The organism is Kitasatospora sp. NPDC059146, assembly GCF_042786665.1.
GTDB lineage: Bacteria > Actinomycetota > Actinomycetes > Streptomycetales > Streptomycetaceae > Kitasatospora.
The window spans coordinates 129,198-155,128 of the sequence record NZ_JBHZCY010000004.1 but is presented as its reverse complement, the minus strand read 5'-3'; the positions used below and the strand labels follow the sequence as shown (position 1 = coordinate 155,128).

The following is a 25,931-nucleotide window of genomic DNA, read 5'->3' as shown; positions in this document are numbered from 1 at the left end:
GGCGTTGCCCGCGCGCCCGTGCCTGTACGCCCGCAGTGGGTTGGTGCCGGTCAGACGGGGATGGTGGGGTGGTGGGTGCTGAGGAGGTGCCAGAAGCGGGGGGTGAGGGGTGGGGTGGGGGTGGTGGGGTGGGTGGTGGTGCCCCAGTGGGAGGGGATGTGGTGTTCCTGGTGGAGGACGGGGAGGACGGCGGCGAGGTCGGGTTCGGGGACGGGGACGAGGCGGGCGATCGGGCGGAGGTGGGGTTGCCAGCGGCCGGCCACGCACTGGCGGAGCAGGGCGTCGAGGGCCTCGCGGCGGCCGGTGGCCTCGACGAGTTCGGTGAGGCGCAGGCCGAGGACCTGGGCGAGGGCGTGGGTCTGGTCCGGGTCGCCGTCCCAGTCGCCGGTCAGTTCGGCCTGGCGGTAGGTGGGCAGGGGGATGCCGACCCGTTCGGCGACGGTTTCCGGGGGGAGTTCCCGGGCGAGGCGGTGGTCGCGCAGGCTGACGGGGTGGCCGGGCATCAGGGCGGCGGCCGGGCACCAGAGGGCGCGGGCCAGGGCGATGAACTCGGTCTCGCCGGGGCGCAGCACGCCGTCCTCCCAGGCGAGGACGTGGCCGGGCAGCAGTCGGACGCCGTGTGCGGCCATGCCCTCGGCGACCTGCTCGGGGGTCAGCCCGAGGCCGGTTCGGTGGGCCCGGGCGGCCTCCGGCGAGAACGGCACCGGGGCGGGGGCGGCGACGGGGGGCTTTCTGCGGCGCATGGCCGAACCGTAGGCGTGGCCTGCGGCGCGGCCCCAGCCGCCGAACGCACGAAGCGGGGGCGCCGGGCTCTTGGTGGTACTGGGCGATCGCACAGGGCGGGGGCGGGTGCGTCGTGTGACCAACCCCTCCGTGACCTCGGTTGACTCCCGGTTCGGGCGCGTGATGGGATCCTGGGGCCAAACGGAGGCATGGAGAGGAAGCCGGTGCGAGTCCGGCGCGGTCCCGCCACTGTCACCGGGGAGCACGCTCGGAAAGTGCCACGGCGGACCGTCAGGGGCCGTTGGAAGGCCCGGGGGTGCGTCGGACCCGGAAGCCAGGAGACTCTCGCCCCCGGTACGTCGATCCAGGGCGCGGACCCTGAGTGAGGACACCCACGCGATGCAGGCTGCCCCGCCCGGTTGGATCCCCGGCTTTTCGATGTTGTGCGCCCGCTGACCCGGGCCGCGGCCTTCGCGGTGGGCGCCGTCGTGGGCTACGCCGCCGACGCCCGGTACGCCGACCCGCGCCGCGGCCACCCCGTCGCCCTGTTCGGCACGGCCGCGGGGCGGCTGGAGCGGCGGCTGTGGCGCGACGACCGGGCGGCCGGTGCCGGGTACACCGCGGTGTGCGTGGGTGCGGTCGCGGTCGGCGCGCTCGCCCTGGACCGTACGGTCGGGCGCCGTCCGCTGGGCCGGGCCGCGTTGGCGGCGGCGGCGACCTGGACGGTGCTCGGCGGCACCTCGCTGACCCGGGAGGCCCGCACCGTCGGACGCTCGCTGGCCGCGGGCGACCTGACGGCGGCCCGGGAGCGGCTGCCGCACCTGTGCGGGCGGGATCCGAGTGCCCTGGACGGGCAGCAGATCGCCCGGGCGGTGGTCGAGTCGGTGGCCGAGAACACGGCGGATGCCGTGGTGAACGCACTGGCCTGGGGTGCCCTGGCGGGCACGCCGGGGCTGCTGGCGTTCCGCGCGGTGAACACCCTGGACGCCATGGTGGGCCACCGCTCGCCCCGCTACGCCCGCTTCGGCTGGGCCTCGGCCCGGCTGGACGACGTGGCGGGCTGGCCGGGCGCCCGGCTGACGGCCCTGCTGACGGTGGCCGCCGCGCCCGAGCCCCGGACCGCCTGGCGGGTCTGGCGCCGGGACGGCTCCGCGCACCCGAGCCCGAACGCGGGCCAGGCCGAGTCGGCCTTCGCGGGGGCGGTCGGGGTCCGGCTGGGCGGGACGTTGCGGTACGGGGAGCGGGTGGAGCACCGGCCCGTCCTGGGTGCGGAGTTGCGGCCGGTGACGGTGGACGACATCGAGCGGGCCTGCACGCTGTCCCGGCGGGTGGGCGCGCTGGCGCTGGGTACGACGGTCGCGGGGCACGTCCTGCTGCGCATGCTGATGAGGAAGAGGGGTGGGGCATGACCAACGCACTGCTGGTCGCGGGGACGACCTCGGACGCGGGCAAGAGCGTGGTGACGGCCGGGATCTGCCGGTGGCTGGCCCGCCAGGGCGTGCGGGTGGCGCCGTTCAAGGCGCAGAACATGTCGCTGAACTCCTTCGTCACCGCCGACGGGGCCGAGATCGGCCGCGCCCAGGCGATGCAGGCGCAGGCCGCCCGGGTGGAGCCGGAGGCGGCGATGAACCCGGTGCTGCTCAAGCCGGGCGCGGACGGCCGCAGCCAGGTGGTGCTGCTGGGCAGGCCGGTGGCCGAGGTGGGCGCGCTGGACTACCGGGAGCGCAAGCCCGTCCTGCTGGAGCGCGCGCTGGAGTGCCTGGCCGATCTGCGCGCCCGCTACGACGTGGTGGTGTGCGAGGGCGCCGGCTCCCCCGCCGAGATCAACCTGCGCGACCGGGACATCGCCAACATGGGCCTGGCCACGGCCGCCGCGCTGCCGGTGGTGGTGGTCGGGGACATCGACCGCGGCGGGGTGTTCGCGGCGATGTACGGGACGCTGGCGCTGCTGTCGGCGGAGGACCAGCGGCACGTGGCCGGCTGGTTCGTCAACAAGTTCCGCGGTGACGCCCGGCTGCTGGCGCCCGGGCTGGAGATGCTGCACGAGCTGACCGGCCGTCCGGTGCTGGGCACGCTGCCGATGCTGCCGGGCCTGTGGCTGGACGCCGAGGACTCGCTGGACCTGTCCACCGTGGTGGACCGGGTGGACGGGCGCGGGCCGCTGGGGGCGGACGTGCTGCGGGTCGCCGTGGTGCGCTTCCCGCGCTTGTCGAACTTCACCGACCTGGACGCGCTGGCCCAGGAGCCGGGCGTGCTGGTGCGCTGGGCGACCCGGCCGGAGGAGCTGGCCGACGCCGACCTGGTGGTGCTGCCCGGCACCCGGGCGACCGTGGCGGACCTCGCCTGGCTGCGCGAGCGCGGCCTGGAGCCGGCGTTGAAGGCGCGGGCGGCGGCCGGGCGGCCGGTGCTCGGGGTGTGCGGCGGCTACCAGATGCTGGCGCACTCGATCGAGGACGAGGTCGAGTCGAAGGCCGGTGTGGTCGACGGACTCGGGCTGCTGCCGACCCGGGTGCGCTTCGGCGTCGAGAAGGTGCTGGCGCGGCCGGTCGGCGAGGCGTACGGGCAGCGGGTGGAGGGGTACGAGATCCACCACGGGGTGGTGGCCGTCGAGGGGGGCGTTCCCTTCCTGGACGGTTGCCGGGTCGGCTCGGTCTGGGGCACCACCTGGCACGGCGCGCTGGAGAACGACGGCTTCCGCCGTGAACTCCTGCGCGAGGTCGCCGACTTGGCGGGCCGGGCGTTCGTACCGGCGCCGGACACCTCGTTCGCCGTGGCGCGCGAGTCCCGGTTGGACCGGCTGGGCGACCTGATCGAGGAGCACGCGGACACCGACGCGTTGTGGAAGCTGATCGAGGGCGGGGTGCCGGCGGCCGGATCGCTGCCGTTCCTCCTGCCCGGAGCACCTGGGAGTGACGCATGAGTGAGGTCCGCTATCCGTTCACCGCGATCGTCGGGATGGCCGACCTGCGGCTCGGGCTGCTGCTGAACGCGGTCTCCCCGGCCGTGGGCGGCGTGCTGGTGCGCGGCGAGAAGGGCACCGCCAAGTCGACCATGGTGCGCGCGCTGGCCGGGCTGCTGCCCGCCATCGCCGTCGTGGACGGCTGCCGGTTCGCCTGCGACCCGGCCGGGCCGGACCCGCAGTGCCCGGACGGCCCGCACGCCACCTTCGGGAGCCACCAACGGCCTTCCCAGCTGGTCGAGTTGCCGGTCGGCGTGGCCGAGGACCGGATCGTCGGCTCGCTCGACCTGGAGCGCGCGCTGGCCGAGGGCGTCAAGGCGTACGAGCCCGGCCTGCTCGCCAAGGCGCACCGCGGCGTGCTGTACATCGACGAGGTGAACCTGCTCCAGGACCACGTGGTGGACCTGCTGCTGGACGCCGCCGCGATGGGCCGCTCCTACGTCGAGCGCGAGGGCGTGTCGGTACGGCACGCGGCGCGGTTCCTGCTGGTCGGCACCATGAACCCGGAGGAGGGCGAGCTGCGGCCGCAGCTGCTCGACCGCTTCGGCCTGACCGTCGAGATCGCCGCCACCCGGGAGCCGGCCGAGCGCGCCGAGGTGGTCCGGCGCCGGCTCGCCTACGACGCCGATCCGGCCGGGTTCGCCGACCGGTTCGCGGCGGAGGAGCGGGAGCTGGCCGAACACATCACCGCGGCCCGGGAGTTGCTCCCGAAGGTCGAGCTGACGGATGTGGCGCTGCGTCAGATCACGGCGGTGTGCGCGGCGTTCGAGGTGGACGGGCTGCGCGCGGACATCGTGATGGCCCGCACCGCGGTCGCGCTGGCCGCCTGGGCCGGGCGGACGGAGGTGCTGGAGGAGGACGTCCGCAAGGCCGCCCAGCTGGCCCTGCCGCACCGGCGCCGCCGCAACCCCTTCGACGCCCCGGGGTTGGACGAGGAGCAGCTGGACCGCACGCTGGAGGAGCACGCCCAGCCGGAGGAGCCGGAGGTCGAGCCGGATCCGGAGCCGGAGGGTGACGGGCCGGAGCCCGACGGGGACGGTCCGGACGGGGGCGGTGACGGCGGCCCGGGTGACGGCGGCCCCGACGGCGGCGGCGCGCCCGAGCCGGCCGACGGCGCGGCCCCGGAGCCCGCGGCCACGGACACCGAGGCGCCCGAGCCGCAGCCCGTACCGGCCCAGCACCCCTCCCCCGCCCGGGAGTCGGCACCGGTCGCGGCCGGGGACCCGTACCGGACGCGGCTGTTCACCGTGCAGGGCACCGGCCACGGCGCCCAGGGCCGGCGCTCCCCCGCCGAGACCACCGGCGGGCACACCGTCCGGGCCCGCCGCCCGCAGGGTGCGCTCAGCCGGCTGCACCTGACCGCGACCCTCCAGGCCGCCGCGCCGCACCAGGTGGCGCGTGGGCGGGCCGGCCGGGCGCTGGTGCTGCACAAGGACGACTTCCGCGAGCAGGTGCGCCAGGGACGGGAGTCCAACCTGGTGCTGTTCGTGGTGGACGCCTCCGGCTCGATGGCCGCCCGGCAGCGGATGACCGCCGTCAAGGGCGCGGTGCTGTCGCTGCTGATGGACGCCTACCAGCGCCGGGACAAGATCGGCATGATCACCTTCCGCGGCGCGGACGCCGAACTGGCGCTGCCGCCCACCTCCTCGGTGGAGGTCGGCGCCGCCCGGCTGGAGACCCTGCCCACCGGCGGGCGCACCCCGCTGGCGGCCGGCCTGCTGCGCGCCCACGAGGTGCTGCGGGTCGAGCGGCTGCGCGACCCGAACCGGCGCCCGCTGCTGGTCGTGGTGACCGACGGCCGGGCCACCGGCGGGCGGGACGCGCTGGCCCGCTCCCAGCGGGCGGCCACCCTGTTCGCCGCCCAGGGCACCGCGAGCGTGGTGCTGGACTGCGAGTCCGGGCCGGTCCGGCTGGGCCTGGCCCGCACCCTGGCCGGGCTGCTCGGCGGCAGCGCCGTCAGCCTGGACGAGCTGCGCGCGGAGGGCGTGGCCTCGCTCGTCCGCGCCAACCGACCCGTCTCCACCCCGATCCGAAAGGCGGCCTGAGCCGACATGCCCAAGGGTGTCCCCGAGAGCGTTCCCGACGACGGCCTGACGACCCGTCAGCGCCGTACCCAGCCGATCACCGCCGTGCACACCGGCCCCGGGAAGGGCAAGTCCACGGCCGCCTTCGGCATGGCGCTGCGGGCCTGGAACCAGGGCTGGTCGGTCGGGGTGTTCCAGTTCGTGAAGTCCGCCAAGTGGAAGGTCGGCGAGGAGAACGCGCTGCGCGTGCTCGGCGCCTCCGGCGAGGGCGGCACCGTCGACTGGCACAAGATGGGCTCCGGCTGGTCCTGGATCCAGCGCTCCGCCGAGCAGGAGATGACCAGCGAGGAGGCGGCCAAGGAGGGCTGGGAGCAGGTCAAGCGCGACTTCGCCGCCGAGACCTACCGCTTCTACGTGCTGGACGAGTTCACCTACCCGATGCACTGGGGGTGGATCGACCCGGAGGAGGTCGTCGCGGTGCTCCAGGACCGCCCCGGCAGCCAGCACGTCGTCATCACCGGCCGGTACGCGCCCGAGGCGCTGACCGGGGTCGCCGACCTGGTCACCGAGATGACCAAGGTCAAGCACCCCATGGACGCCGGCCGCAAGGGCCAGCGCGGTATCGAGTGGTGACCTCTTGAACAACGTCCCCCGCCTCGTCGTCGCGGCGCCCTCCTCGGGCGCCGGCAAGACCACCGTCGCCACCGGCCTGATCGCGGCGCTCGCCGCGCGCGGGCTGGCGGTGTCGCCGCACAAGGTCGGCCCCGACTACATCGACCCGGGCTACCACGCGCTCGCCGCCGGGCGCCCGGGCCGCAACCTGGACGCCTTCATGTGCGGGCCGGAGCGGATCGCGCCGCTGTTCCTGCACGGCGCGGCGGGGGCGGACGTCGCCGTGGTCGAGGGCGTCATGGGCCTGTTCGACGGGGCCTCCGGGCGCGGGGAGCTGGCCTCCACCGCGCACGTCGCCAAGCTGCTGCGGGCCCCCGTGGTGCTGGTGGTGGACGGCTCCTCGCAGTCCCGCTCGGTGGCCGCGCTGGTGCACGGCTTCGCCTCCTGGGACCCGCAGGTGCGGCTCGCCGGGGTGATCCTCAACCGGGTCGCCTCCGACCGGCACGAGCACCTGCTGCGCGAGGCCCTGGAGGAGGGCTCCGGGGTGCCCGTGCTGGGCGCCCTGCGCCGCTCGGCGGCCGTGGCCACGCCGTCCCGGCACCTCGGGCTGATCCCGGCGGTGGAGCGCTCGGCGGAGGCCTTGCAGGCCGTTGCCGACATGGGCTCCCTGGTGGCGGCTTCGGTCGATCTGGACGCCGTACTGGAACTCGCCCGTACCGCACCGGAGTTGGACGCCGAAGCGTGGGATGCCTCGGCGGAGGTCACGCCGGTCGGCGGGCGGCCGCGGATCGCGGTGGCCGGCGGTGCGGCCTTCTCGTTCTCGTACGCCGAGAACGCCGAGCTGCTCGGCGCGGCGGGCGCCGAGGTCGTCCCCTTCGACCCGCTGCACGCCTCGATGCTGCCCGAGGGCACCGCCGGACTGGTCATCGGCGGCGGCTTCCCCGAGCTGTACGTCCGGGAGTTGAGCCGGAACGCCGAACTGCGGCGGGCCATCGCCGACTTCGCGGCGGCGGGCGGCCCGATCGCCGCCGAGTGCGCCGGACTGCTCTACCTGGGGCGGGAGTTGGACGGCCTGCCGATGTGCGGGGTGCTGGACACCGACGCCCGGATGACCGAGCGGCTCACCCTCGGCTACCGGGAGGCCGTCGCCCTGCACGACTCCCCGCTCGCCCCGGCGGGCACCCGGCTGCGCGGGCACGAGTTCCACCGGACGGTCTGCGAACCGGGCGCCGGCGAACACCCCGCCTGGGGCTGGCGCCTGCCGACCGGGCCGCGGACGGAGGGGTTCGCGGGCGGCAACGTCCACGCCTCGTACCTGCACCTGCACTGGGCCGGGGCCCCCGGGGTGGCGGAGTCGTTCGCGGGAGCGGCGGCGGTGTTCAATTCGCGGGCGTCCTGAGGGCTTTCCTCCCTAGGGCGTGTCAGACGCGCCCTAGGATGCGCGCATGGATGTGATCGTTCTCAACGGCGGCTCCAGTTCCGGGAAGTCGAGCATCGCCCGGCGCTTGCAGGAGCTGCTCCCGGAGCCGTGGCTGCACCTCGGCGCGGACACCATGGTGGAGGCGCTGCCGCCGTGGCTGCTCGGCGGCGAGGAGGGCATCGGCGGCCTGACGGACGGGGACGGCACGGTCGAGGTCGGGCCGGCCTTCGCCCGGCTGGACGCCGCCTGGACGCTCGGCGTGGCCGCGACGGCCCGGGCCGGGGCCCCGGTCCTGGTCGACGAGGTGTTCCTCGGCGGCGCCGCCTCCCAGCAGCGGTGGCGCGCGGCGCTGGACGGCCTGGAGGTGCTCTGGGTCGGCGTGCGCTGTGACCCGGCGGTGGCCGCGGCCCGCGAGGCCGCGCGGGGCGACCGCGTCGCCGGGATGGCCGCCGCCCAGGCGTCGGCGGTGCACGAGGGCGTCACGTACGACCTGGTGGTCGACAGTTCGCGGGCCTCGGTGGAGGACTGCGCCGGGCTGATCGTCGAGCGCGTCCTGGCGGGCGGCTGACGCCCGCACACGACGCACCCCCCGGCCCCGGAGTGGGGTCGAGGGGTGCGAGGCGCGGTCCGGGCGGTCAGCTGAAGGAGACGTCGTAGACCCCGACGGAACGCGGGGTGAAGCGGGCGACGCCGGTGATGCCCTCGTACTTGAGGGTGCCGCCGGTGACGATGACGTCGAAGTCCTTGGGCTCGGCCCCCGAACGTGGGACCGGGATCACCCCGTCGGCGGCGATCTGGGCTCCGTCGCTGAACTTGAAGACGCTCGTGCACAGCACCTCGTCCGCGGTCGTACCGGTCGCGTCCTTGGTGCAGTTGGCGTAGGCGGTGCCGATGATCCCGCCGTCGACGTCCTTCATCGCGGCCCGGCCGCCGAAGGCCTTGCCGAGCCCCTGCGGGGCGCTGCCGAGGTCGGCGGTGCCCGTGCTGTCGAAGGTCATGTCCGGCACCTGCGCCGCCCTGGTCGAGCGGTGGCTTCCGGTCTGGGGCTGGGTGTCGGCCACGGCCGGCATGCTCAGCGCGGTGACCACGCCGACGGTGAGCGCTGCGGAGGCGAGGGCGAGGGAGCGCTTGACGGTGATGGGTCGCTGCAACGGAGTCTCCGAGGTCGGTTCCGGGGTGGCCTCCTGGCCGGGGCGCATCCCATCACGCCGACGGGCGGATGGCGACGATCCGTGATCGCGCGTGTCGATCCTCGTGAAACCGCCTGCTTCCCTGGTGGGGCACGGGGAAGTCGTTCGTGAGCGGATGTTCTGTGCCGCCCGACCGGTCGAACGGCCACCCGGACGGGCGACCGGAGGTCACCCGGTCGGCGGCGTCGACCGGGCACGCATGGCCCATGGCCCGGCGACGTCCGCCGCATGGGAGGCCGCGCGCGGGCGGCCCGTTGCGGTTGACTGTCCGGGGACACCCCCTTCCCACGGAGGCACCCCCATGGCCAGGCAGTACGAGTACAGCGCCGAGCTTCACTGGACCGGCAACCGGGGCACCGGCACCAGCGACTACCGGGCCTACTCCCGCGACGTCGAGGTCTCGGTCGAGGGCCTGCCGGGCATCCTCGGCTCCGCCGACCCCGCCTTCCACGGCGACCCTGCCCGTTGGAACCCGGAGCAACTGCTGCTGGTCTCGCTCGCCCAGTGCCACCTGCTGTCGTACCTGCACCAGTGCGCGGTGAACGGGGTCGTGGTGACCTCGTACGCGGACCGGCCGGCGGGCACCATGACCGTGACCCAGGAGGGCGTGCGCTTCACCTCGGTGGTGCTGCACCCGCGGGTCGAGGTCGCCGAGCCGGGGATGGTGGAGCGGGCCCTCGGTCTGCACGGGGCGGCGAACCGGGGCTGCTTCATCGCCAACTCGGTGAACTTCCCGGTGCGGCACGAGGCTGAGGTGACGGTGGGGGTCCCGGGCTAGCCGCGGGTCAGAGCGTGAGGGTCTGCCAGCCGCGGGTGATCTGCTCGTGGACGGCCGCCTGGTCCGGCGTGGTCGACCGGGCCACCGCGAGCGCCGCCAGCAGCGCCGTGCCGTCCGCCGGGCGGGCGGCCGGGTCGATGGCCAGGGCACGGGCGACGACGGCCGCGAGCCTCGGGTCGAGGGCCTGGACCGCTGCCAGGGCGGCGGGCTCGGGCCCGCTCTCCACGATCCGGCGGATCACCGCGCCCGTGTTGGTCGCCGCGAACGGGCTGACGCCGTACGCGGCGCAGACCACGCAGCACGCCCAGGCCCACACGTCGGCCGCCGGGCCGGGCCGCTCGTCGCCGAACTGCTCCGGCGCCATGTACGTCAGGGTGCCCGGGCCGCCGCCGGTGGCGGTCAGCCGGGTGCCGTCCACGATCGCCGCGATGCCGAAGTCCAGCAGGCGCGGGCCGGCCGTGGTCAGCATGATGTTGGCGGGCTTGAGGTCCCGGTGCACCAGGCCGAGCCGGTGCACCCCGGAGAGCGCCACGGCCAGCGCCAGGGCCAGGGCGTTCAGCGCCTCGGCGGAGCGGATCGGGCCCTGTTCGCGCAGATGGGCGTCGAGCGGGCGCCCGTCCAGCAACTCCATGGCCAGGTACGGGCGACCGGCGTCGACACCGGTGTCGAGCACCCGGGCGGTGTAGGCGCCGGGGACCATCGCCAGCACCTCGGCCTCGCGCTGGAAGCGGCGCAACAGGTCGCCCTCGGCGAGGAGTTCGGGGTTGATGGTCTTGAGCGCGACCTGGGTCGCGGAGCCCTGGCGCTGGGCGAGGTAAACCGTGCCCATGCCGCCGGAGCCGATCCGGCCGAGCAGCTGGTAGCCGCCGATCGTCCGGGGCTCGTGCGCGCCCAGCGGACTGCCGACGGGCGGGGCGGACGCCACCGGCGGCACCACGGGCGGCATCGGCGGGGCCGGCGGGGCCGGCGGGGTGAACTGCGGGGGGACGTAGGGGCCCTGCGGCGGCTGGGCGGTGGGCGCGTACGGGTTCTGCGCGTCCAGGTACGCCTGGAACGCCTGGGCGGCACCGGCCTCCGGGGCACTCCCCGGCTGCGCACCGACCGCCTTGGGCCGGCCGCTCACGAAGAAGGCGACGAGCTGGAACACCAGGGCCGGGAGGACCAGACCGGCCGGCAGGACGAACACCGCGAGCGCCGCGCGGAGGACCAGCAGGCCGACGACCCGGGCCTGGGTCGCGCCCGCCGACCAGATCTGCGGAGGCAGGTCCGCGGTCAGCAGCCTGCGCTGGGTCAGGTAGCACAGCAGCAGGCAGAGCAGCAGGCAGACAACGAACACGGCGATGTACACGGTCTGCGCCGTGTCGAAGTGCAGACCCACCGAGTAGCCGAGGTACCTCGAGTTGACGGGGTCGAACGGCTCGCCCAGCCCGATGTGCGTCATGTTGCCCACGACGTTGTAGGACAGCAACACCACCACCCCGGCGATGCCCAGCAGGCCCAGCACCAGCTCGCCGACGGTCGCGCCGATCCCGCCCGGCGCACCCCCGCCCGCGTCCGCGCCGGTGGCGGCCAACGCCCTTCGGCGCGCGGCCGTTTGGGCACGCACCAGCACCGGCAGCGTCGCCAGCCGTAGCAGCAGCGCCGCACCGATCATGAGCAGTGCGACGACTTCGAGCACACTCAGCATGCTTCCCCCTGGCTGATCGAGCACACGGAGTATAGGGCCGATGCGGCCCGCAGGCGGAGCTACCGGTCCAGCAGGGCGGTGAGGTAGCGGTCGATCTCCGCGCGCAGCTCCTCCGGCATCGGCACGTGCCAGTGCCCGCTGCCCGCGGTCGCGTTGAACAGCACTCCGTCGCACCAGCGGATCAGCCGGCGGGCGTCGCCCTCGGGGTCGGTGGAGCCGGCGGCGGCGAGCAGGACGGCGCCGAGTTCGGCGAAGCGGGCGCCCAACCGGTCGTAGACGACGCGCAGTTCGGGCCGGCGGGTGGCCTCCAGGGCGAGTTCCAGGCGGGCCAGGGTGAGCCTGCGGCCGCTGGTGAGCGCCTGGAACAGCACCTCGGCGCCGACCTCGGCCAGCATCGCGCGGGCCGGTGCGGCCGCTCGGGGGCGCTCGCCCTCGGTGAAGACCGGGTGGTCGACGGTCTCCCGCTCGACGATCCGGGTGAGCACGAGTTCCAGCAGGGCGGCCCTGGTCCGGGCGAGGTTGGAGGTCGAGCCGGCGGGCAGGCCGGCGGCGTCGTCCACGGCGCGGTGGGTGAGTCCGCGCAGGCCGGCCTCGGCGATCAGGTCGATGGCGGCGTCGGCGATCAGGGTCGGGCGCGGGGGCGTCATGGGTCCGATCATGGCCTTTCCTCGGGGGCTACCCAACTCACTACAGCCGTAGTTTACGGCCCACTACATGTGTAGTACGGTGCCGAGCAGTGGCCACTACAGCTGTAGTGGCCGAGAGCGTGGGAGAACAGGAGCCCCCATGGGCCAGCACCAGGCGATCGTCATCGGCGGCGGCATCGGCGGCCTCACCGCCGCCCTCGCCCTCCACCGGCAGGGCGTCCCCGTCACCGTCCACGAACGCGCCGCGAACCTGGAACCCGTCGGCGCCGGACTCGCCCTCGCCCCCAACGCCCTGCGCGCCCTCGACCTCCTCGGCGTCGGCCCCCGGCTGCGCGCCCGCGCCACCGACCACCCCGCCGTCGGCATCCGCCACCCCTCCGGCCGCTGGCTCGTCCGCACCACCGGCGCCGCCGTCCGGGCCCGCTTCGGCGACTCCGTCGCCGCCGTCGCCCGTGCCGAGGTCATCGCCGCCCTGGTCGACGCGCTGCCCGAAGGCACCGTCCGCACCGACTCCCCCGCCACCGTCACCGACCCCGGCGACCACCACCGGCCCGCCGTCGTCCGCACCCGCGAGGGCGACCGGGCGGCCGCCCTGGTCGTCGCCGCCGACGGCATCCACTCCGCCACCCGCAGCCTGCTCTTCCCCCACCACCCCGGCCCGCGCTACAGCGGCTTCACCACCTGGCGCGCCGTCGTCACGCCCGGGGCCCGTCTTCGACCGGCCGCCGCCGGCGAGGTCTGGGGCCCCGGCCGCCTCGCCGGGATCGTCCCGCTCGCCGAGGACCGGGTCTACGTCTACGGCGCCGCCCTCGCCCCGGCCGGCGCCCGCGCCGCCGACGAAGCGGCCGAACTCCGGCGGCTCTTCGGCGACTGGTGCGCCCCCGCCCCCCAGCTGTTCGCCCTCGCCGAACCGGACCGGCTGCTCCGCAACGACGTCCGGGAACTCGCCGACCCCCTGCCCGCCCACCACCACGGCCGGGTCGCCCTCCTCGGCGACGCCGCCCACGCGATGTGCCCCTTCCTCGGCCAGGGCGCCTGCCAGGCCATCGAGGACGCCGTCGTCCTCGCCTCGCTGCTCACCCCCGTCGGCGACCCCGCCACCGCCCTCCCCGCCTACACCGCCGCACGCCTCCCCCGCACCACCGCCGTCGTCACCGCCTCCCGCCGCACCGGCAGCCTGGTCGCCCTCCGCACCCCCGCCGCCACCCTCCTGCGCACCACCGCCCTCACCCTGGCCGGCCTCCTCCCCACCCGCACCCTCCTCGGCCGCACCGGCACCCTCTACGACTGGCAGCCCCCCGCCCTCCACCCGGCGGCCTGAGGGTCGGAGCCCGAGTTCACCCGACCACCGGCAGTCGCCCTCGTACTCCCACTGCGGCAACCCGACACCTTTTAGCCGAAGCGCACCCGCCACTCGTCGCCGACCGGCGGCGGCGCGACCTCATCGCCACGCTCGGGGCTCACGGGGCGACCACCTCACCGTGATCGTCGCCGGGCAGCGGCCTCGTCAGCTCCGCGGTCAACTCCGGGTCGGCGAGGATTCTGGCGGTGGCACGCCATTCCGCTGTCACGCGGTGCAGGTTGGCGTGTACGTCGAGCTCCACGACATCACGCGTCGCCTCGACGAGGTCGACGACGAACTCCCGCACCTCCTCGGCGGAGAGGTGCCTGACCCAGGGGAACACGGCGGGAAGCGCCAGCAGTACGGCGCGCGCCCTCGTCGCTGCCGATCAGCGCCGTGAAGAGGCGCGCGGTGACATCGGCGGTGTCCTCTCGCTGTCGGTCATGGCGCTCCGTCGTCAGGTAGAGGTCCTCGCCGTCCCGCCGCGTGACGTGCACCCGCTGGGCGCGCTCCACGGTGTCCGCGACGCGCTTGGAGTTCTTCGACAGGTCGGAGAAGGACACGGTGGGAGTCGACATGCTTCGACGCTAGTTCGGAATACGTTCCGACCGTCAATCGCGATCGCCCCATCCGGATGGACGGCCGGGCCCGGCGACGCCCGGCCGGGGTGTCGGTGAGAGCCGGGAGGATGGGCGGCATGACGGACTCAGGGCAATCCATCGCCGACTACTGGGACGCGGCCGCGGCGGCCTTCGACGAGGAGCCGGACCACGGGTTGCGGGCGCCGGTGGTGCGGGAGGCGTGGGCGCGACGGGTGCGGGGGTGGTTGCCGGGCGGGGCGGTGGAGGTGCTGGATGTCGGGTGCGGGACGGGGTCGTTGGCCGAGTTGGTGGCGGCGGACGGGCACCGGGTGACGGGGGTGGACCTGGCGCCGCGGATGGTCGCGCGGGCCCGGGCGAAGCTGGCGGCGGCCGGGCTGGCCGGGCGCTTCCTGGTGGGGGACGCGGGCGCGCCGCCGCTGCGGGAGGGCGGCTTCGACGTGCTGCTGTCGCGGCACCTGGTCTGGACCCTGCCCGACCCGGAACGGGCGCTGCGCGCCTGGGTGCGGCTGCTGCGCCCGGGCGGGCGGCTGGTGCTGGTCGAGGGGCGCTGGCGCGAGGCGGGCGAGCAGGCGGCCCCGTACGTCGCCGGGGCGGAGCGGCTGCCCTGGGGCGGCGGCGTGGGCGCCGGCGAACTGGCTGCGGCGGTCCGCCCGTTGGTCGCGGAGCTGCGTGTCGAGCCGCTCGGCGGGGACGCGGCCCTGTGGGGCGGTCCGGTGCACGACGAGCGCTACGCACTGGTCGCAACCACCTGACGGATCTTCACCAGCCGCTCCCGAAGGTCCCGTTGATCGGGTCGCTGCGGTGGCAGGCGGGGCAGCGGAGGCGGGTGTAGATCGCCACCGTGCCCATGCAGACGTCCTCGCGGCCGTCGAGCGGGGAGGCCGACCGGGCCGGCTCGCCGCAGTCCGCGCAGCGGCGGTGGGGGCGGGCGGTGATCGAGCAGGCACGGCAGACCAGGTGGGTGGGGTGCTCGGCGTGGACGACGACGGGCTGCGGGCCGCCGTGCAGCAGGTGGTCGCACCAGGTGCAGGACTCGTCCTCCTGCGCGGCGAGCATCCGCTCCCTGGTCTCCCGCTGCCACTTGGCCGCGTTCTGCAGCGGCACCTGCACCGGCGGCCCCCACCCGGCGGCGGCGAGCCACTGGGCGCCCTCCGCCCCGGCGGCCCGCAGCTGGTCGTCGACGGCGATGTCCCTGGGGGTCCTGTGCTTCATCGGGTCTCTCCTCCGGCGCGTCGTCCCGATGGGTTAACGCGGCCGGGAGGTGGTGGTCACGCGAACGACCCGGCGGTCAGCCCAGCGGCTCGGTGTCGCCGTGGGCGACGAGGAGCTTGCGGAGCAGGGTGTCGAGCTGGGCGCGCTCGTCGGCGTCGAGGGCGGTGAGGAGGCTCTCCTCGTTGCTGATGTGGCCGGGGAGGGCGGCGTCGATGAGGTCCTTGCCGGCCGGGGTGAGGCGGACCAGGACGGCGCGGCGGTCGGTGGGGCAGGGGTTGCGCTCGACCAGGCCCTTGGCGGAGAGCTTGTCGACCCGGTTGGTGATGGCGCCGGAGGTGACCATGGCGGACTTGAGCAGGGCGCGGGCGTTGAGTTCGTAGGGCTCGCCGGAGCGGCGGAGGGTGGCGAGGACGTCGAACTCGGAGGGGTCCAGCCCGCAGGTGAGGAAGTACTCGCGCAGGGCGTTGTCGACCCGGACGTTGAGCCGCCGCAGCCGGCCGATCAGGGCCATCGCCTCCAGCGGCAGGTCGGGGCGGTTCCTGGCCCACTGCTCGGCGATGTCGTCGACGGTGTCGCGCTGCTGCATGCTCTGTCATCTCCCTCGGACGGCCGGGCTGCTGCCGGTGCAGATATCTTAACATTCACATACTTGACGTTCGCCGATCCCGGGCGTAGAAATATCTCAACGTTCAGATAGTCAACGTTGAGGGGATTGGGAACCGCCATGGACCGCAAGCGCGCAGGGATCGCCGTCACCGCCGCACTCGCCCCGGCCGCCTGGGGGACCACCTACCTGGTCACCACCCAGCTGCTGCCCGAGGGCCGCCCGCTGCTGCTCGCCGCGCTGCGGGCGCTGCCCGCCGGGCTGCTCCTGCTGCTGATCGGCCGCAAGCTGCCCAAGGGGCGTTGGTGGGGGCGCGCGGCGGTGCTCGGGATGCTCAACATCGGACTGTTCTTCCCGCTCACCTTCGTCGGCGCCTACCGCCTGCCCGGCGGCGTGGCGGCCACCATCGGGGCGATCCAGCCGCTGCTGGTCGCCGGGCTCTCGGTCGGGGTGCTCCGGGTCCGGCCCGGGCGGCGGGCGCTGCTCGCCGGACTGGTCGGGGTCGCCGGGGTGGCGCTGCTGGTGCTCAAGAGCGGCGCGAAGCTGGACGGCATCGGCATCGCCGCGATGGTCACCGCGATCGGCCTGATGGCCACGGGCACCGTGCTGACCCGCCGCTGGGGCCGCCCGGAGGGCGCCACCATGATCGACCTCACCGCCTGGCAGCTGCTGGCCGGCTCGGTCTTCCTCGTCCCGCTGGCGGCCCTGGTCGAGGGCGCGCCGCCGGCCCTGAGCACCGCCAACCTGGCGGGCTTCGCCTACCTCGGGCTGCTCAGCACCGCGCTCGGCTACGTGCTGTGGTTCCGCGGCATCGAGCGGCTCGGCGCCGGTCCGGTGTCCTTCCTGGGGCTGGTCAACCCGGTGGTGGCCACCGTCGGCGGCCTGGTGGTGCTCGGCCAGACGCTCACCCCGTGGCAGGTGCTGGGGCTGGTGCTGGCGCTCGGCGCGATGCTGATCGGCCAGGCCCCGGCCCGGCGGGCCACACCGGTCACCGCGCCGGCCCCCACCTCGGCCCCTGCCACCGCCACCGCCACCGCCACCGCCACCGCCACCGAGCGCCGGGCACCGGCGGTCGCCCGCTGAGGGCCCGCACCCTGCGCTCCCGTCCCCGCCCCGTCGGCCACCGGCCGGCGGGGCACGGACGTACCCGGGCTCAGCCCGTGGCGCGGATGTAGATGTCGGCGGCGCCCGGCAGCCCGCCCGGGACGGCGGCCACGTAGATCCGGCGGGCCGACGGGGCCCGGGTGGGGACGGCGGACGGGCTGGTGGTGGGCGTCCAGGTCGGGGTGGGGACCGGGTCGGGGGTGCTGTCCTCGGGGACGTGCGCGGTACCGCCCGCGCCGCCGGTGCCTCCGGAGCCGTCCGGGTCGGGATCGGCCGGGGCGGGATCCGCCGCGACGGCCATCGGCGCGACGCCCGCCCCGGGGGCCACCACGGCAGCGGGGGCGGAGGCCGACGCGGACCCCGACGGCACGGGCGAGGGCGCTCCCGACTCCCCCAGCGACCCCGCCACCCCCACCGACCCCGCCGACTCCGCCGACTCCGCCGCAGGCTCCGGCAGCTCCGGCGCCTCGGACGGCTCGTCGCCCCCGAGGGCGGCCGCGAGGTCCGGCGGCAGCGGGGCGGCGGGTCCGGGCGCCGGGAGGTCGTAGGCGCGCAGGAAGTCGCCGAGCCCGGGCTCCTTGCCGCCGCCGAGGCGGTAGTGGAGGTAGGCGACGGGCGCGCCGTCCGAGGTGCGGGTGTAGACGGCCCCGACCGGGACGTAGTAGCGGCCCGCGCCTGGGTGCTGGGAGGGGTGGAGGCCCGCCAGCCGTTCGGCGCGGTCCCGGTCGGTCTCCCGCCCGACCCGGCCGACGGTGAGCGCGTTGACGCCGCGCACCATCAGGGCGGCGCCGGCGGACACGCACAGCACGAGTCCGACGGCGACGGTGCGCCGCAGGACCGGTCGGCCGTGCAGGGCGGGCCAGGAGTCGGTGACCACGCGCTCGGGTGGGATGCCGTCCACGGTTGCTCGTTCCCCCGCTTCGATCAGGACGTCCGACCGGCACCTCGGGTCGGGACGTCGCACTCTGCTCGACGTGGGACGCTAGCGGAGAGTTCCTCAGCCCAGGTAGGCGGGGGCGACGGCGGCCTTGGTGACCAGCAGCGGAGCGCCGGAGCCGTCGGCCGGGACGGTCCACAGGTCGGCGCCGTAGTCGCCGGGCAGGGCGTACACCAGCGTCCCGGTGTCGGACCAGAGCGCCTGGTCGTCGATGTTGCGCTGCTCGGCGGTGGCGGTCTCGGTGCCGGTCGCGAGGTCGAGGACGTACAGCCGCCAGGGGGCGTCGGGCGACAGGCCGGGGACGCGCTTCTTGTACGCGATGCGGGTGCCGTCCGGGGAGAGCGAGGGGCACTCGACGTTGTCGTGCAGGGTGGTGAGGGTGCGGGCGGCGAGGTCGCCGCGGACGAGGTGGGTCTGCCCGGAGCTGGCGAGGGTGGCGTAGAAGGTGTTGTCGTCGGCGAAGGTGACGCCCCAGATGTTGACGTCGTGCGCCTGGTACGGGTGGCCGTCCTTGACGACGGCGAAGTCCTCCAGGTTCTCCCGCAGGTTCCAGTCCCGCACGTCGACGATCGAGGTGCGGGTGGAGAAGTCCGAGCCCGCGTAGGAGTCCCCGCTGACGAAGACGGTCCAGGCGGCGAGGTGTCCGGACGGCGAGACCCGGGAGCGGGTGGGGATGCCGGCGGCGGGGAATGAGCGCCGCTCGTGCAGGTGGTCGTCCAGGACGACGGCGCGGTAGGTGTCGTCGAGCGCGCCGTGCTGGGCCTGGAGGCAGATGCCGGTGCCGGCGGCGGCGTGGAAGCGCAGGCACTGGGTGCCGGAGGCGGTGCGCGGGCCGTCGGGGTGGTCGGCGGGGACGCTGGTGATCTCGTCCCGGTGCGGCCCCCAGGCCATGTTGCGGAAGAGCAACTGTCTTCCGCTGGTCGGAACTCGGAGCGAGACCGGGCCGGGTTCGACGGCCGGCCCGCCGGCCTGGGCGCGGTCCCGTTCGGAGCTGCGGTCGGCGGCGTAGAGGACGGCGCCGGTGCCGACCGCACCGAGCACCAGGACGGCGATCAGCAGCACGAGCACCCGGCTGCGGTTGTTCCAGGGGTTCACGTTCTGCGGGTTCACGTTCTGCGGGGTCACGTTCTGCGGGGTCACGGACTCTCCTCCACGCTCTGCTCCACGACGACGGGTTCCGAACGGCGCAGCACCACCGCCGCGCCGGCCACGCACAGCGCCAGGGCGCCCGCGGACCAGGCGAGGGCGGTCGACCCGCCCACCGCGCTCCACAGCGCGCCGAACAGCAGCGAGCAGGCGAACCGGGCCAGCGCCTGCCCGGTGCCGACCAGGGCGAGCCCGGCGCCGCGCTGTTCGGCGGGGACGGCGTCGGCCGCGGCGGCGGCGAGCACGCCGTCGGTGGCCGCGTAGAAGGAGCCGTGCAGCAGCAGCACGCAGAGCACGGCGGGCAGTCCGCGCAGCGGCGAGAGCAGCAGCCCGTACCCGAGCAGCAGGACCCCGTGGCCGAGCAGGAAGAGGCGGCGGCGCCCGATCCGGTCGGCGAGCGCGCCGAACGGGACGGCGAGCAGCAGGAAGGCGGCCGCGGTGCCCAGCGGCAGCAGCGGGAACAGCGTGACGGACAGGCCGAGCCGGCGCTGGATCAGCAGGTAGAGGAAGGAGTCGCTGACCGTGGTGAGCCCGAGCAGGACGGCGCACAGGGTGAGCCGGCGCAGTCCGGGCAGGCGCAGCAGGGTGAGGCTACTGCGCAGCGAGGGGGTGGCGGTCGACGGCGCCTCGCCGGTCTGCCGGTTCGGCACGAACAGCAGCAGGATCAGCACGCCGAGCGCCGCGACGCAGGCGCTGACCGTGAACACCGCGTCGTAGCCGTGCCGTTCGCCGCCGTCGGCGAGCAGCGGGCTGCCGGCCAGCCGCAGCACCAGGAAGGCGGTGAGCGGGCCGAGCAGGGCGCCCGCGGTGTCCATCGCCCGGTGCACGCCGAACGCCCGGCCGCGGTGGGCGGGTTCGGTGGCCAGCGAGATCATCGCGTCCCGGGGGGCGGTGCGCAAGCCCTTGCCGGTGCGGTCGACGGCGATGACGGCGCCGATCAGCGGCACGGTGTGGACGAACAACAGCAGGGGCCGGCACACCGCGGAGAGCCCGTAGCCGACGGCCGCGACGGCCTTGTGCCGGGCGGCCCCGTCGCGGCCGCGGCGGTCGGCGAGGTGGCCGCCGACCAAACGGACCAGGGCGCTGAACCCGTTCTGGATGCCGTCGAGCAGGCCGAAGCCGAGCGGGGAGAGGCCGAGTCCGGTGAGCAGGTAGAGCGGCAGCACGGCGTTGACCATCTCCGAGGAGACGTCGGTGACCATGCTGACCGCGCCGAGGGCGAGGACCGCCCCCGGCACCGAGCGCAGGGCGGCGCCCCGCCGCACCTGGCCGGTGGCCGGTGCGACGGGGGCCTTCGAGCTGCGGGAGTCCGCGACGTACACGGGCGTCAGTTCCAGATGCCGGTGATGTCGGAGGCCCCGGCGGAGTTGCCGGCGTGGGCGTTGACGCCGGCCAGGTCCTCCAGGGTGTGCAGCACGTCGTAGTGGTTGTACCGGGTGGAGGTGGAGCTGCCGGGGGCGACGTGGGCGCCGTAGACGAGGGTCGGGATGCGGTTGCCCGACAGCTTGTTGTCCTCGTCGAAGGTCACCACCAGCAGGCTGTTGTTGCTCTTGGCCCACTGGGCGTAGGCGTCGAGGTTGTTCTGCAGCCAGGTGTCGCCGGTGCCGACCGAACAGTCGTGCATGTCGTCGCAGAGGTCCGGGGTGACGAAGGAGACCTTCGGCAGGGTGGTGAAGTCGGTCGGGAAGGCGTCCATGCCGTAGGCGGTGGAGGTGGGCACGTTGCCGAAGCCGAACCACGGGTTGTGCTTCTGGGCGTAGTTGTCGACCCGGCAGTCGGTGGCGCCGACCGAGGGCAGGCCCTCGTTGTAGCTGGCCCAGGTCTGGTTGGCGGCGAGCAGCTCGGAGGCGAGGTTGGGCTGCTGCATCGCGCCGACGTCCACGCAGCTGTCGTCCGTGACGCCCTGGGCGCTGCCGGAGAACAGCATGTAGTAGTTGGGCTGGCTGGGGTGGGTGAGCGCGTAGGACTGGGTCAGCGTCGCGCCGCCGGCCGCCAGGGTGTTGTTGAAGTACGGCGCGTTGGAGCTGCCGATCACCTGCGAGTAGGCGTGGTTCTCCATCATCACGACCACGATGTGGTCGGGCGAGGGCAGGGCGGCGGCGGTGTCGGCGGCCGCGTCGCCGCTCGCGGCCCACAGGCCGAGCGAGCCGGCGACCAGGCCGAGGCCGGTGGCGAGGGCGGTGATCGGGCGGAGCCTGCGGCGACGGGCGGGGCGCGGGCCGGCCGTGGGGGTGCCGGGGGTGCGGGGTCGTGCGAAGGCCATGGGGTCCTCCGGGGGTCGGGGCTTCCGGGGCGGGAGCGCCGAGAACAGTAGGATCGCGGCGTGTCGTGTACCGCACAAGAGAAGTGAAGAACAGACGAACAGCTGCGAGGCGGTCCCGGTACGGAGCAACCGGACGCCGGACCACACCGTGCAGGGCAGCTGCCGGGAACCACGGCGCAGGTCACACCCGCCGCGATTGACCCCCCTCCACCGCCCGTGGTGGGATCACGGGGGCCCGCGAGCACCGGGCCGGGGACGGCAAGGAGTGCGGTACGTGATCGGACTGGTCGCCATCTACGGGCCGGGCCGCCCGCTGACCGACGAGCTGCAGGAGCTCTGGCCGGAGAGCAGCCACGCCTACCGGGCCTCGCGCGGCAACTGCTTCCAGGGGCCGGAGGCGATGCAGTTCGCCCTCGACCGCCACCGCCAGGTGATCGCCGTCGGATCGCTCGCCGCCGTCGTCGGCCTGCTGACCGACCCCCGCGTCGACGTCCCGCGCGGCGCCGAGGTGCTCTGCGTGGACCCTGGCCGGCGCTGGGTGATCCCGCTGACCCACTCCGACTCCGCGCTGGAGCTGGCCGAGGAGGTGGCCGGCGCCCTCGGCGTCACCCCGGTGTTCACCGGCCCGCAGCCCGACCCCGGGAACCCGCCCGGCCCCGGGAGCCCGGCCGACGCCGGGAACCCCCTCGACGTGCTGACCCCGCACGCCGTCCGGTACCGCCGGGCCGGTGCCGGCGAGGCCGCGGAGGCGGCGGCGGACGGTCGGCCGGTCCGGCTGGTCACCGAGGTGGCGTACCCGCTGCCCGCACTGCCCCCGAACGTACGGCCGGACGCGCCCGAGGACGCCCCCGTCCTGCGGGTCACCGACCGCGAGGACCCGGACGGCGAGGACCTCCTGGTCGTCCCGCGCACCCTGGTCGTCGGCATCGGCGCGGGCAGCGGCACCGGATCGGCCGACGCCATGCGCCTGCTGACGGACGTGCTCAAGGAGACCGGCTACCTGCGCTCGGCGATCGCCCGGATCGCCACCGTGACCGGCAAGGCCGACCACCCGGCGGTGCGATGGGCCGCGCGCTGCCTGAACGTGCCGGTCGACGAGCACCCGGCCGAGGCCCTGGCCCGGCTCACCGTGCCGAACCCGTCCGCGGCGGTCGGCACGGCCGTCGGCACCGCGAGCGTCGCCGAGGCGGCGGCCCTGGCCGGCGCCGACGGCGGCGAACTCGTCGTCCCCAAGCGGAAGTCGGCCACGGCCACGATCGCGATCGCCCGGGCGGCGGTGCGCGGCCGGCTGGCGCTGATCGGCCTCGGGCCGGGCGCCCACGACCTGCTGGTGCCGCGCGCGCTGGCCGAGCTGCGCCGCGCCTCGGTGGTGGTGGGCCGGCCGGCGGACGTCGAGGCGGTGGCCGCGCTGCTCCGGCCGGGGACGCGACAGGTCGTACTGCCGGAGCCCGGGACGGTGCGGAACGCCCGGGGCGCGGTACTGGACCGGGCCGGGGTGGCGACCGACCGGGCCGGCCGGGCGGTCGACCCGGCCGGGGCGGCCGCCACCCTCGCCGCGCACGGGCACGCCGTCGCGCTGGTCGCCCTGGGCGACGGCGCCGGGCTCACCGTGCCCGCCGGGGCGTACGAGCTCCTACGGGTGCCCGGCCTTCCCGGCGCGCCCGGCCTGCCCGCCGACACGGACGGGGTCCCCGCATGACCGCCACCGACCCGACCACCACCGCCACCGCCACCGCCACCGACCCGGCCGCCGCCGAACCCGACCTGCGCCACCACGGCGACGCCGAGGTGCGCGCCGACGGGAGCGGCCTGGTCGACCTCGCCGTCAACGTCCGCACCGGCACGCCGCCCGCCTGGCTGCGCGAGCACCTGGCCGCCACCCTCGGCACCCTCGCCGCCTACCCCGACCAGGGCGCCGCCCGCGCGGCGGTGGCCGCCCGGCACGGGCGCCCGGTCGAGGAGGTGCTGCTCACCTCGGGGGCCGCGGAGGCCTTCGTGCTGCTCGCCCGAGTTCTGACGGCACGTCACATCGTCGTGGTGCACCCCCAGTTCACCGAGCCGGAGGCCGCACTGCGGGACGCCGGGCACCGGGTGCACCGGGTGCTGCTCTCCCCCGGGGACGGGTTCCGACTGGGCGCCGTCCCCGAGCAGGCGGACCTGGTCGTCCTCGGCAACCCGACCAACCCGACCTCCGTCCTGCACCCCGCCGAAGCTGTCGCCGCGCTCGCCCGCCCGGGGCGCACCCTGGTGGTGGACGAGGCGTTCATGGACACCGTGCCCGGGGAGCGCGAGTCCCTCGCCGCCGCCCGGGACCTCCCCGGCCGGGTCGTCGTCCTGCGCAGCCTCACCAAGACCTGGGGCCTGGCCGGACTGCGGATCGGCTACGCGCTCGGACCGGCGCCGCTGATCGCCGCCCTCGGCGCCGCCCAGCCGCTCTGGCCGGTCTCCACCCCGGCACTGGCCGCCGCCGAGGCGTGCAGCGGCCCGGCGGCGCTCGCCGAGGCGGACCGGGCGGCCGCCGAACTCACCCTGTGGCGCGACTACTTGGTGAAGGGCCTGGCCGCCTTCCCGACCGTACGGCTGCACGGCGAGCCGGCCGCCTCCTTCGTCCTGGTCCGGCTGCCGGGCGCGGCGGCGGTCCGGGCGCGGCTGCGCGAGCTCGGCTTCGCCGTCCGGCGCGGGGACACCTTCCCCGGCCTGGGCGAGGACTGGCTGCGGATCGCCGTCCGGGACGAGGAGACCACCGACCGCTTCCTCAGCGCCCTGGAGGCGGCGCTGCGTCCAGCCTGACCGGGTCGCCGGTGCGGATCGCCCCCGGCGCCAGCACCTGGGCGTACACCCCCGCGCAGGGCAGCGCCGGCATGCCCGCCAGCGGGACCAGCCGGTTGCGTGCGGCCGGGCCCCGCAGCGCCTCCGTCCGGCGCGGCAGCGGGCCGTGCCGCAGGGTGGGGACGGCGCAGCGCGGGGTGGGTGCCACGATGCGCAGCCGCAGGCTCTCCCCGACGGTCAACTCCCGCCCCACCCAGGCGTTCTCGACGAATCCCTCGCCCTCGGTGCGGAGCACCAGGTTCGGCCGGTAGCGCTCCGCCTCGACGCCGAAGGCGAGCAGTGTGGAGCTGGTGATCAGGTGCAGCGGGGCGAAGTCGAAGAACCCGCCGTCCGGTGCGGCCCGCCCCAACTCGTTGACGGTCACCGGCACTTCCGCCTCGATCCCGCGCGCCAGCACCTCCTCCGGGACGGCCCGCTCGACCTCCGCGCCGGGCGGGCGCTCGGCGATCAGGGCGAGCTTGCGGCCGAAGGCCTCGGACAGCTCCGCCTCGCCCGCGGCGCGCCCGTCCGGGCCGGTCACCGCCACCCGGCCGTCCGCCGTGGCCGTCGCCGAGTAGTCGAGCAGCCCGGCCCAGCGGTGGGGGTTCTTGGCGCTGGCCACCCGCCCGGTCTCCAGGTCGAGCAGGGCGCGCGCCCGGTCCCCGGCCAGGCCCCTCGTGGACACCTCGGCCGCCGGGAGGTCCTCCCCCAGCAGCGACTTGACCGGGTAGCGCCGCAGCCGCTCGACCCGGCCGACCAGCTCGCCCGCGGATCCGCCGCTCAGCACTCCGCGTCCTCCGCCCACTCCCGCAGGGCCGCGAAGTGCAGCTCCCGCAGCCCCGCCCGGGGGTCGACCCAGAGCGGCAGCGCCTCGGCCGGGTGGTGCGCCGCGATCCACTCGATGTCCTGCGGCCCGAGTTCGTCGTCCAGCCAGACGAACGGCCGCCCGGCGGCCCAGGCCACCAGGTCCCTGGTCTTCCAGTGCAGCCCGTCCGGGTCCTCCCCGCCCTCGCCGAACAGGTTGGTCCAGCGGACGTACGGGAGCTCGGGCAGCCCGAGGCGCGGGCCGATGAAGGTGTTCGCCTCGTCCATCCAGGTGGTCGCCCAGACCAACTCGTACGGCAGCGAGAGCAGTTCCGGCCCGTGCGCCGGATTCAGCCACACTCGCAGCGGCTCGACCTGCTCCCGCGGCTGCGGAGCGTGCCGGGCGACCCAGGACTCGGGCAGCAGCCGGTGGGTGCCGTAGCCCTCGGGGCAGCGGGAGTCCGGTGCGGCGTAGGGGTTGAGCGGCCCGTCCACGTCGATCAGGAGCAACGGCGACCCGGTCATGCGGCGGCCGCCCAGTCCCGCAGGGTCGCGAAGTCGCCGGCGAGCATGCCGACCCGGGGGTTGACGTGCAGGGTGAGCGCCGGGCCCGGGTGGTGCGCCGCGATCCACTCGGCGTCCTGCGGCCCGAGTTCGTCGTCGACCCAGACGAACGGCCGCCCGGCGGCCCAGGCCACCACGTCCTTCGTCTTCCAGTGCAGCCCGTCCGGGTCCTCGCCGAACAGCTCCGTCCAGCGGACGTAGGGGAGTTCGGGCAGCCCGAGGCGCGGGCCGATCAGGGCGTTCGCCTCGTCCATCCAGGTCGTCGCCCACACCAACTCGTACGGCAGCGCCAGCAGTTCCGGCCCGTGCGCCGGGTTCAGCCACACCCGCAACGGCTTCGCCTCGCCGTCGGCGGAGCGCCTGGTCTGCCGATCGGCCCACCAGGTGGGCATCAGCTCGTGCGTCCGGTAGCCGTCCGGCCGCCGCAGCCTCGGCGCGGCGTAGGGGTTGAGGGGTCCGTCCACGTCGAGGAGGAGCAGCGGCTGTCGAGTCATGCCGTGAATTC

At 75.4% G+C, this 25,931-nt stretch carries 26 protein-coding genes and 1 riboswitch; of the genes, 12 read left to right on the top strand and 14 right to left on the bottom strand.

The genetic code is table 11. The annotated features are described in order from the left end of the window. Positions 1-50: 50 nt before the first annotated feature. Complete coding sequence (locus tag ACFXPX_RS03215) at positions 51-743, bottom strand: transcriptional regulator (protein ID WP_375894609.1); 693 nt, start codon at positions 741-743, stop codon at positions 51-53. 193 nt (positions 744-936) lie between these two features. After that, positions 937-1,068, top strand: a riboswitch (cobalamin riboswitch). Between the two features lie 98 nt (positions 1,069-1,166). On the opposite strand from ACFXPX_RS03215, the gene ACFXPX_RS03210 reads away from it, so the two are divergent. From ACFXPX_RS03210 to ACFXPX_RS03185, 6 genes are read left to right on the top strand one after another with little or no spacing between them, the layout of a single operon-like run. Continuing rightward, entirely contained in the window at positions 1,167-2,132 is a 966-nt protein-coding gene (locus ACFXPX_RS03210; RefSeq protein WP_380639421.1) for a cobalamin biosynthesis protein, read from the top strand. Next, positions 2,129-3,643: a cobyric acid synthase gene (locus tag ACFXPX_RS03205; RefSeq protein WP_380525164.1), complete on the top strand. Its 1,515-nt coding sequence runs from the start codon at positions 2,129-2,131 to the stop codon at positions 3,641-3,643. The genes ACFXPX_RS03210 and ACFXPX_RS03205 overlap by 4 nt, the downstream gene beginning before the upstream one ends. Continuing rightward, on the top strand, positions 3,640-5,727 hold the full coding sequence (locus tag ACFXPX_RS03200; protein WP_380639419.1) for a putative cobaltochelatase: 2,088 nt from the start codon (positions 3,640-3,642) through the stop codon (positions 5,725-5,727). Before ACFXPX_RS03205 ends, ACFXPX_RS03200 begins: the two co-directional genes overlap by 4 nt. 6 nt (positions 5,728-5,733) lie before the next feature. Beyond that, positions 5,734-6,339, top strand: coding sequence for a cob(I)yrinic acid a,c-diamide adenosyltransferase (cobO, locus tag ACFXPX_RS03195; RefSeq protein ID WP_380639417.1), 606 nt, complete (start codon positions 5,734-5,736; stop codon positions 6,337-6,339). Between the two features lie 4 nt (positions 6,340-6,343). Beyond that, a complete protein-coding gene (locus ACFXPX_RS03190) occupies positions 6,344-7,717 on the top strand; it encodes a cobyrinate a,c-diamide synthase (protein WP_380639415.1) in 1,374 nt (457 codons plus the stop codon). 46 nt (positions 7,718-7,763) lie between these two features. Further along, on the top strand, positions 7,764-8,306 hold the full coding sequence (locus tag ACFXPX_RS03185; RefSeq protein ID WP_380639413.1) for an AAA family ATPase: 543 nt from the start codon (positions 7,764-7,766) through the stop codon (positions 8,304-8,306). 67 nt (positions 8,307-8,373) lie between these two features. Here ACFXPX_RS03185 and ACFXPX_RS03180 read toward each other — a convergent pair whose 3' ends face one another. Next, positions 8,374-8,889 carry a hypothetical protein gene (locus tag ACFXPX_RS03180; protein ID WP_380639411.1) on the bottom strand — a complete coding sequence of 172 codons (516 nt, stop codon included), beginning with the start codon at positions 8,887-8,889 and terminating at the stop codon, positions 8,374-8,376. A gap of 340 nt (positions 8,890-9,229) precedes the next feature. Here ACFXPX_RS03180 and ACFXPX_RS03175 point away from each other — a divergent pair, with 340 nt between their 5' ends. Further along, on the top strand, positions 9,230-9,706 hold the full coding sequence (locus tag ACFXPX_RS03175) for an OsmC family protein (RefSeq protein WP_380525168.1): 477 nt from the start codon (positions 9,230-9,232) through the stop codon (positions 9,704-9,706). 7 nt (positions 9,707-9,713) lie between these two features. Here the strand turns inward: ACFXPX_RS03175 and ACFXPX_RS03170 are convergent, their stop codons facing one another. Both ACFXPX_RS03170 and ACFXPX_RS03165 read right to left on the bottom strand, forming a co-directional pair. Then, the gene (locus ACFXPX_RS03170) at positions 9,714-11,393 is read right to left on the bottom strand and encodes a serine/threonine-protein kinase (protein WP_380639409.1); all 1,680 of its coding nucleotides are present in this window, start codon (positions 11,391-11,393) and stop codon (positions 9,714-9,716) included. A 59-nt stretch (positions 11,394-11,452) separates the two neighbouring features. After that, positions 11,453-12,040 (bottom strand): TetR/AcrR family transcriptional regulator, encoded by a 588-nt coding sequence (locus tag ACFXPX_RS03165; protein ID WP_380639407.1) that lies wholly within the window; start codon positions 12,038-12,040, stop codon positions 11,453-11,455. Positions 12,041-12,179: 139 nt separating this feature from the next. Here ACFXPX_RS03165 and ACFXPX_RS03160 point away from each other — a divergent pair, with 139 nt between their 5' ends. Beyond that, complete coding sequence (locus tag ACFXPX_RS03160) at positions 12,180-13,361, top strand: FAD-dependent monooxygenase (RefSeq protein ID WP_380639405.1); 1,182 nt, start codon at positions 12,180-12,182, stop codon at positions 13,359-13,361. Between the two features lie 139 nt (positions 13,362-13,500). On the opposite strand, the gene ACFXPX_RS03155 is transcribed toward ACFXPX_RS03160, so the two are convergent. Continuing rightward, entirely contained in the window at positions 13,501-13,725 is a 225-nt protein-coding gene (locus ACFXPX_RS03155; protein ID WP_380639403.1) for a hypothetical protein, read from the bottom strand. A 354-nt stretch (positions 13,726-14,079) separates the two neighbouring features. Between ACFXPX_RS03155 and ACFXPX_RS03150 the strand changes: the two genes are divergently transcribed. After that, positions 14,080-14,736: a class I SAM-dependent methyltransferase gene (locus tag ACFXPX_RS03150; RefSeq protein ID WP_380639401.1), complete on the top strand. Its 657-nt coding sequence runs from the start codon at positions 14,080-14,082 to the stop codon at positions 14,734-14,736. A 7-nt stretch (positions 14,737-14,743) separates the two neighbouring features. Here ACFXPX_RS03150 and ACFXPX_RS03145 read toward each other — a convergent pair whose 3' ends face one another. Both ACFXPX_RS03145 and ACFXPX_RS03140 read right to left on the bottom strand, forming a co-directional pair. Then, entirely contained in the window at positions 14,744-15,196 is a 453-nt protein-coding gene (locus ACFXPX_RS03145) for a hypothetical protein (protein ID WP_375894577.1), read from the bottom strand. Between the two features lie 76 nt (positions 15,197-15,272). Beyond that, positions 15,273-15,782 (bottom strand): MarR family winged helix-turn-helix transcriptional regulator, encoded by a 510-nt coding sequence (locus ACFXPX_RS03140; protein ID WP_375894574.1) that lies wholly within the window; start codon positions 15,780-15,782, stop codon positions 15,273-15,275. A gap of 138 nt (positions 15,783-15,920) precedes the next feature. On the opposite strand from ACFXPX_RS03140, the gene ACFXPX_RS03135 reads away from it, so the two are divergent. Further along, entirely contained in the window at positions 15,921-16,883 is a 963-nt protein-coding gene (locus ACFXPX_RS03135) for an EamA family transporter (RefSeq protein WP_380639400.1), read from the top strand. A 70-nt stretch (positions 16,884-16,953) separates the two neighbouring features. On the opposite strand, the gene ACFXPX_RS03130 is transcribed toward ACFXPX_RS03135, so the two are convergent. The 4 genes from ACFXPX_RS03130 to ACFXPX_RS03115 form a co-directional block, all read right to left on the bottom strand. Continuing rightward, positions 16,954-17,805: a hypothetical protein gene (locus ACFXPX_RS03130; protein ID WP_380639398.1), complete on the bottom strand. Its 852-nt coding sequence runs from the start codon at positions 17,803-17,805 to the stop codon at positions 16,954-16,956. Between the two features lie 96 nt (positions 17,806-17,901). Then, positions 17,902-18,936, bottom strand: a complete 1,035-nt coding sequence (locus ACFXPX_RS03125; RefSeq protein ID WP_380639435.1) for a TolB family protein — start codon at positions 18,934-18,936, stop codon at positions 17,902-17,904. 41 nt (positions 18,937-18,977) lie between these two features. Beyond that, on the bottom strand, positions 18,978-20,309 hold the full coding sequence (locus tag ACFXPX_RS03120; RefSeq protein ID WP_380525178.1) for an MFS transporter: 1,332 nt from the start codon (positions 20,307-20,309) through the stop codon (positions 18,978-18,980). A 5-nt stretch (positions 20,310-20,314) separates the two neighbouring features. Beyond that, the gene (locus ACFXPX_RS03115) at positions 20,315-21,250 is read right to left on the bottom strand and encodes an alkaline phosphatase family protein (RefSeq protein WP_380593392.1); all 936 of its coding nucleotides are present in this window, start codon (positions 21,248-21,250) and stop codon (positions 20,315-20,317) included. A gap of 274 nt (positions 21,251-21,524) precedes the next feature. On the opposite strand from ACFXPX_RS03115, the gene ACFXPX_RS03110 reads away from it, so the two are divergent. Then, entirely contained in the window at positions 21,525-22,949 is a 1,425-nt protein-coding gene (locus ACFXPX_RS03110) for a cobalamin biosynthesis protein (RefSeq protein WP_380639396.1), read from the top strand. Next, a complete protein-coding gene (cobC, locus tag ACFXPX_RS03105; RefSeq protein WP_380639394.1) occupies positions 22,946-24,040 on the top strand; it encodes an Rv2231c family pyridoxal phosphate-dependent protein CobC in 1,095 nt (364 codons plus the stop codon). Before ACFXPX_RS03110 ends, cobC begins: the two co-directional genes overlap by 4 nt. Here the strand turns inward: cobC and ACFXPX_RS03100 are convergent. From ACFXPX_RS03100 to ACFXPX_RS03090, 3 genes are read right to left on the bottom strand one after another with little or no spacing between them, the layout of a single operon-like run. Continuing rightward, a complete protein-coding gene (locus ACFXPX_RS03100; RefSeq protein ID WP_380639392.1) occupies positions 24,006-24,845 on the bottom strand; it encodes an MOSC domain-containing protein in 840 nt (279 codons plus the stop codon). The genes cobC and ACFXPX_RS03100 overlap by 35 nt on opposite strands. Further along, positions 24,839-25,387, bottom strand: coding sequence for a hypothetical protein (locus tag ACFXPX_RS03095; protein WP_380639390.1), 549 nt, complete (start codon positions 25,385-25,387; stop codon positions 24,839-24,841). Before ACFXPX_RS03095 ends, ACFXPX_RS03100 begins: the two co-directional genes overlap by 7 nt. Continuing rightward, complete coding sequence (locus ACFXPX_RS03090) at positions 25,384-25,920, bottom strand: hypothetical protein (RefSeq protein ID WP_375894546.1); 537 nt, start codon at positions 25,918-25,920, stop codon at positions 25,384-25,386. Before ACFXPX_RS03090 ends, ACFXPX_RS03095 begins: the two co-directional genes overlap by 4 nt. Positions 25,921-25,931 lie beyond the last annotated feature (11 nt).

Coding starts and splice junctions, on each gene's coding strand:
- ACFXPX_RS03215 (WP_375894609.1), bottom strand. CDS start 743: ATGCGCCGCAGAAAGCCCCCCGTCGCCGCCCCCGCCCCGGTGCCGTTC.
- ACFXPX_RS03205 (WP_380525164.1), top strand. CDS start 2,129: ATGACCAACGCACTGCTGGTCGCGGGGACGACCTCGGACGCGGGCAAG.
- ACFXPX_RS03200 (WP_380639419.1), top strand. CDS start 3,640: ATGAGTGAGGTCCGCTATCCGTTCACCGCGATCGTCGGGATGGCCGAC.
- cobO (WP_380639417.1), top strand. CDS start 5,734: ATGCCCAAGGGTGTCCCCGAGAGCGTTCCCGACGACGGCCTGACGACC.
- ACFXPX_RS03185 (WP_380639413.1), top strand. CDS start 7,764: ATGGATGTGATCGTTCTCAACGGCGGCTCCAGTTCCGGGAAGTCGAGC.
- ACFXPX_RS03175 (WP_380525168.1), top strand. CDS start 9,230: ATGGCCAGGCAGTACGAGTACAGCGCCGAGCTTCACTGGACCGGCAAC.
- ACFXPX_RS03170 (WP_380639409.1), bottom strand. CDS start 11,393: ATGCTGAGTGTGCTCGAAGTCGTCGCACTGCTCATGATCGGTGCGGCG.
- ACFXPX_RS03165 (WP_380639407.1), bottom strand. CDS start 12,040: ATGACGCCCCCGCGCCCGACCCTGATCGCCGACGCCGCCATCGACCTG.
- ACFXPX_RS03160 (WP_380639405.1), top strand. CDS start 12,180: ATGGGCCAGCACCAGGCGATCGTCATCGGCGGCGGCATCGGCGGCCTC.
- ACFXPX_RS03150 (WP_380639401.1), top strand. CDS start 14,080: ATGACGGACTCAGGGCAATCCATCGCCGACTACTGGGACGCGGCCGCG.
- ACFXPX_RS03145 (WP_375894577.1), bottom strand. CDS start 15,196: ATGAAGCACAGGACCCCCAGGGACATCGCCGTCGACGACCAGCTGCGG.
- ACFXPX_RS03140 (WP_375894574.1), bottom strand. CDS start 15,782: ATGCAGCAGCGCGACACCGTCGACGACATCGCCGAGCAGTGGGCCAGG.
- ACFXPX_RS03135 (WP_380639400.1), top strand. CDS start 15,921: ATGGACCGCAAGCGCGCAGGGATCGCCGTCACCGCCGCACTCGCCCCG.
- ACFXPX_RS03115 (WP_380593392.1), bottom strand. CDS start 21,250: ATGGCCTTCGCACGACCCCGCACCCCCGGCACCCCCACGGCCGGCCCG.
- cobC (WP_380639394.1), top strand. CDS start 22,946: ATGACCGCCACCGACCCGACCACCACCGCCACCGCCACCGCCACCGAC.
- ACFXPX_RS03095 (WP_380639390.1), bottom strand. CDS start 25,387: ATGACCGGGTCGCCGTTGCTCCTGATCGACGTGGACGGGCCGCTCAAC.
- ACFXPX_RS03090 (WP_375894546.1), bottom strand. CDS start 25,920: ATGACTCGACAGCCGCTGCTCCTCCTCGACGTGGACGGACCCCTCAAC.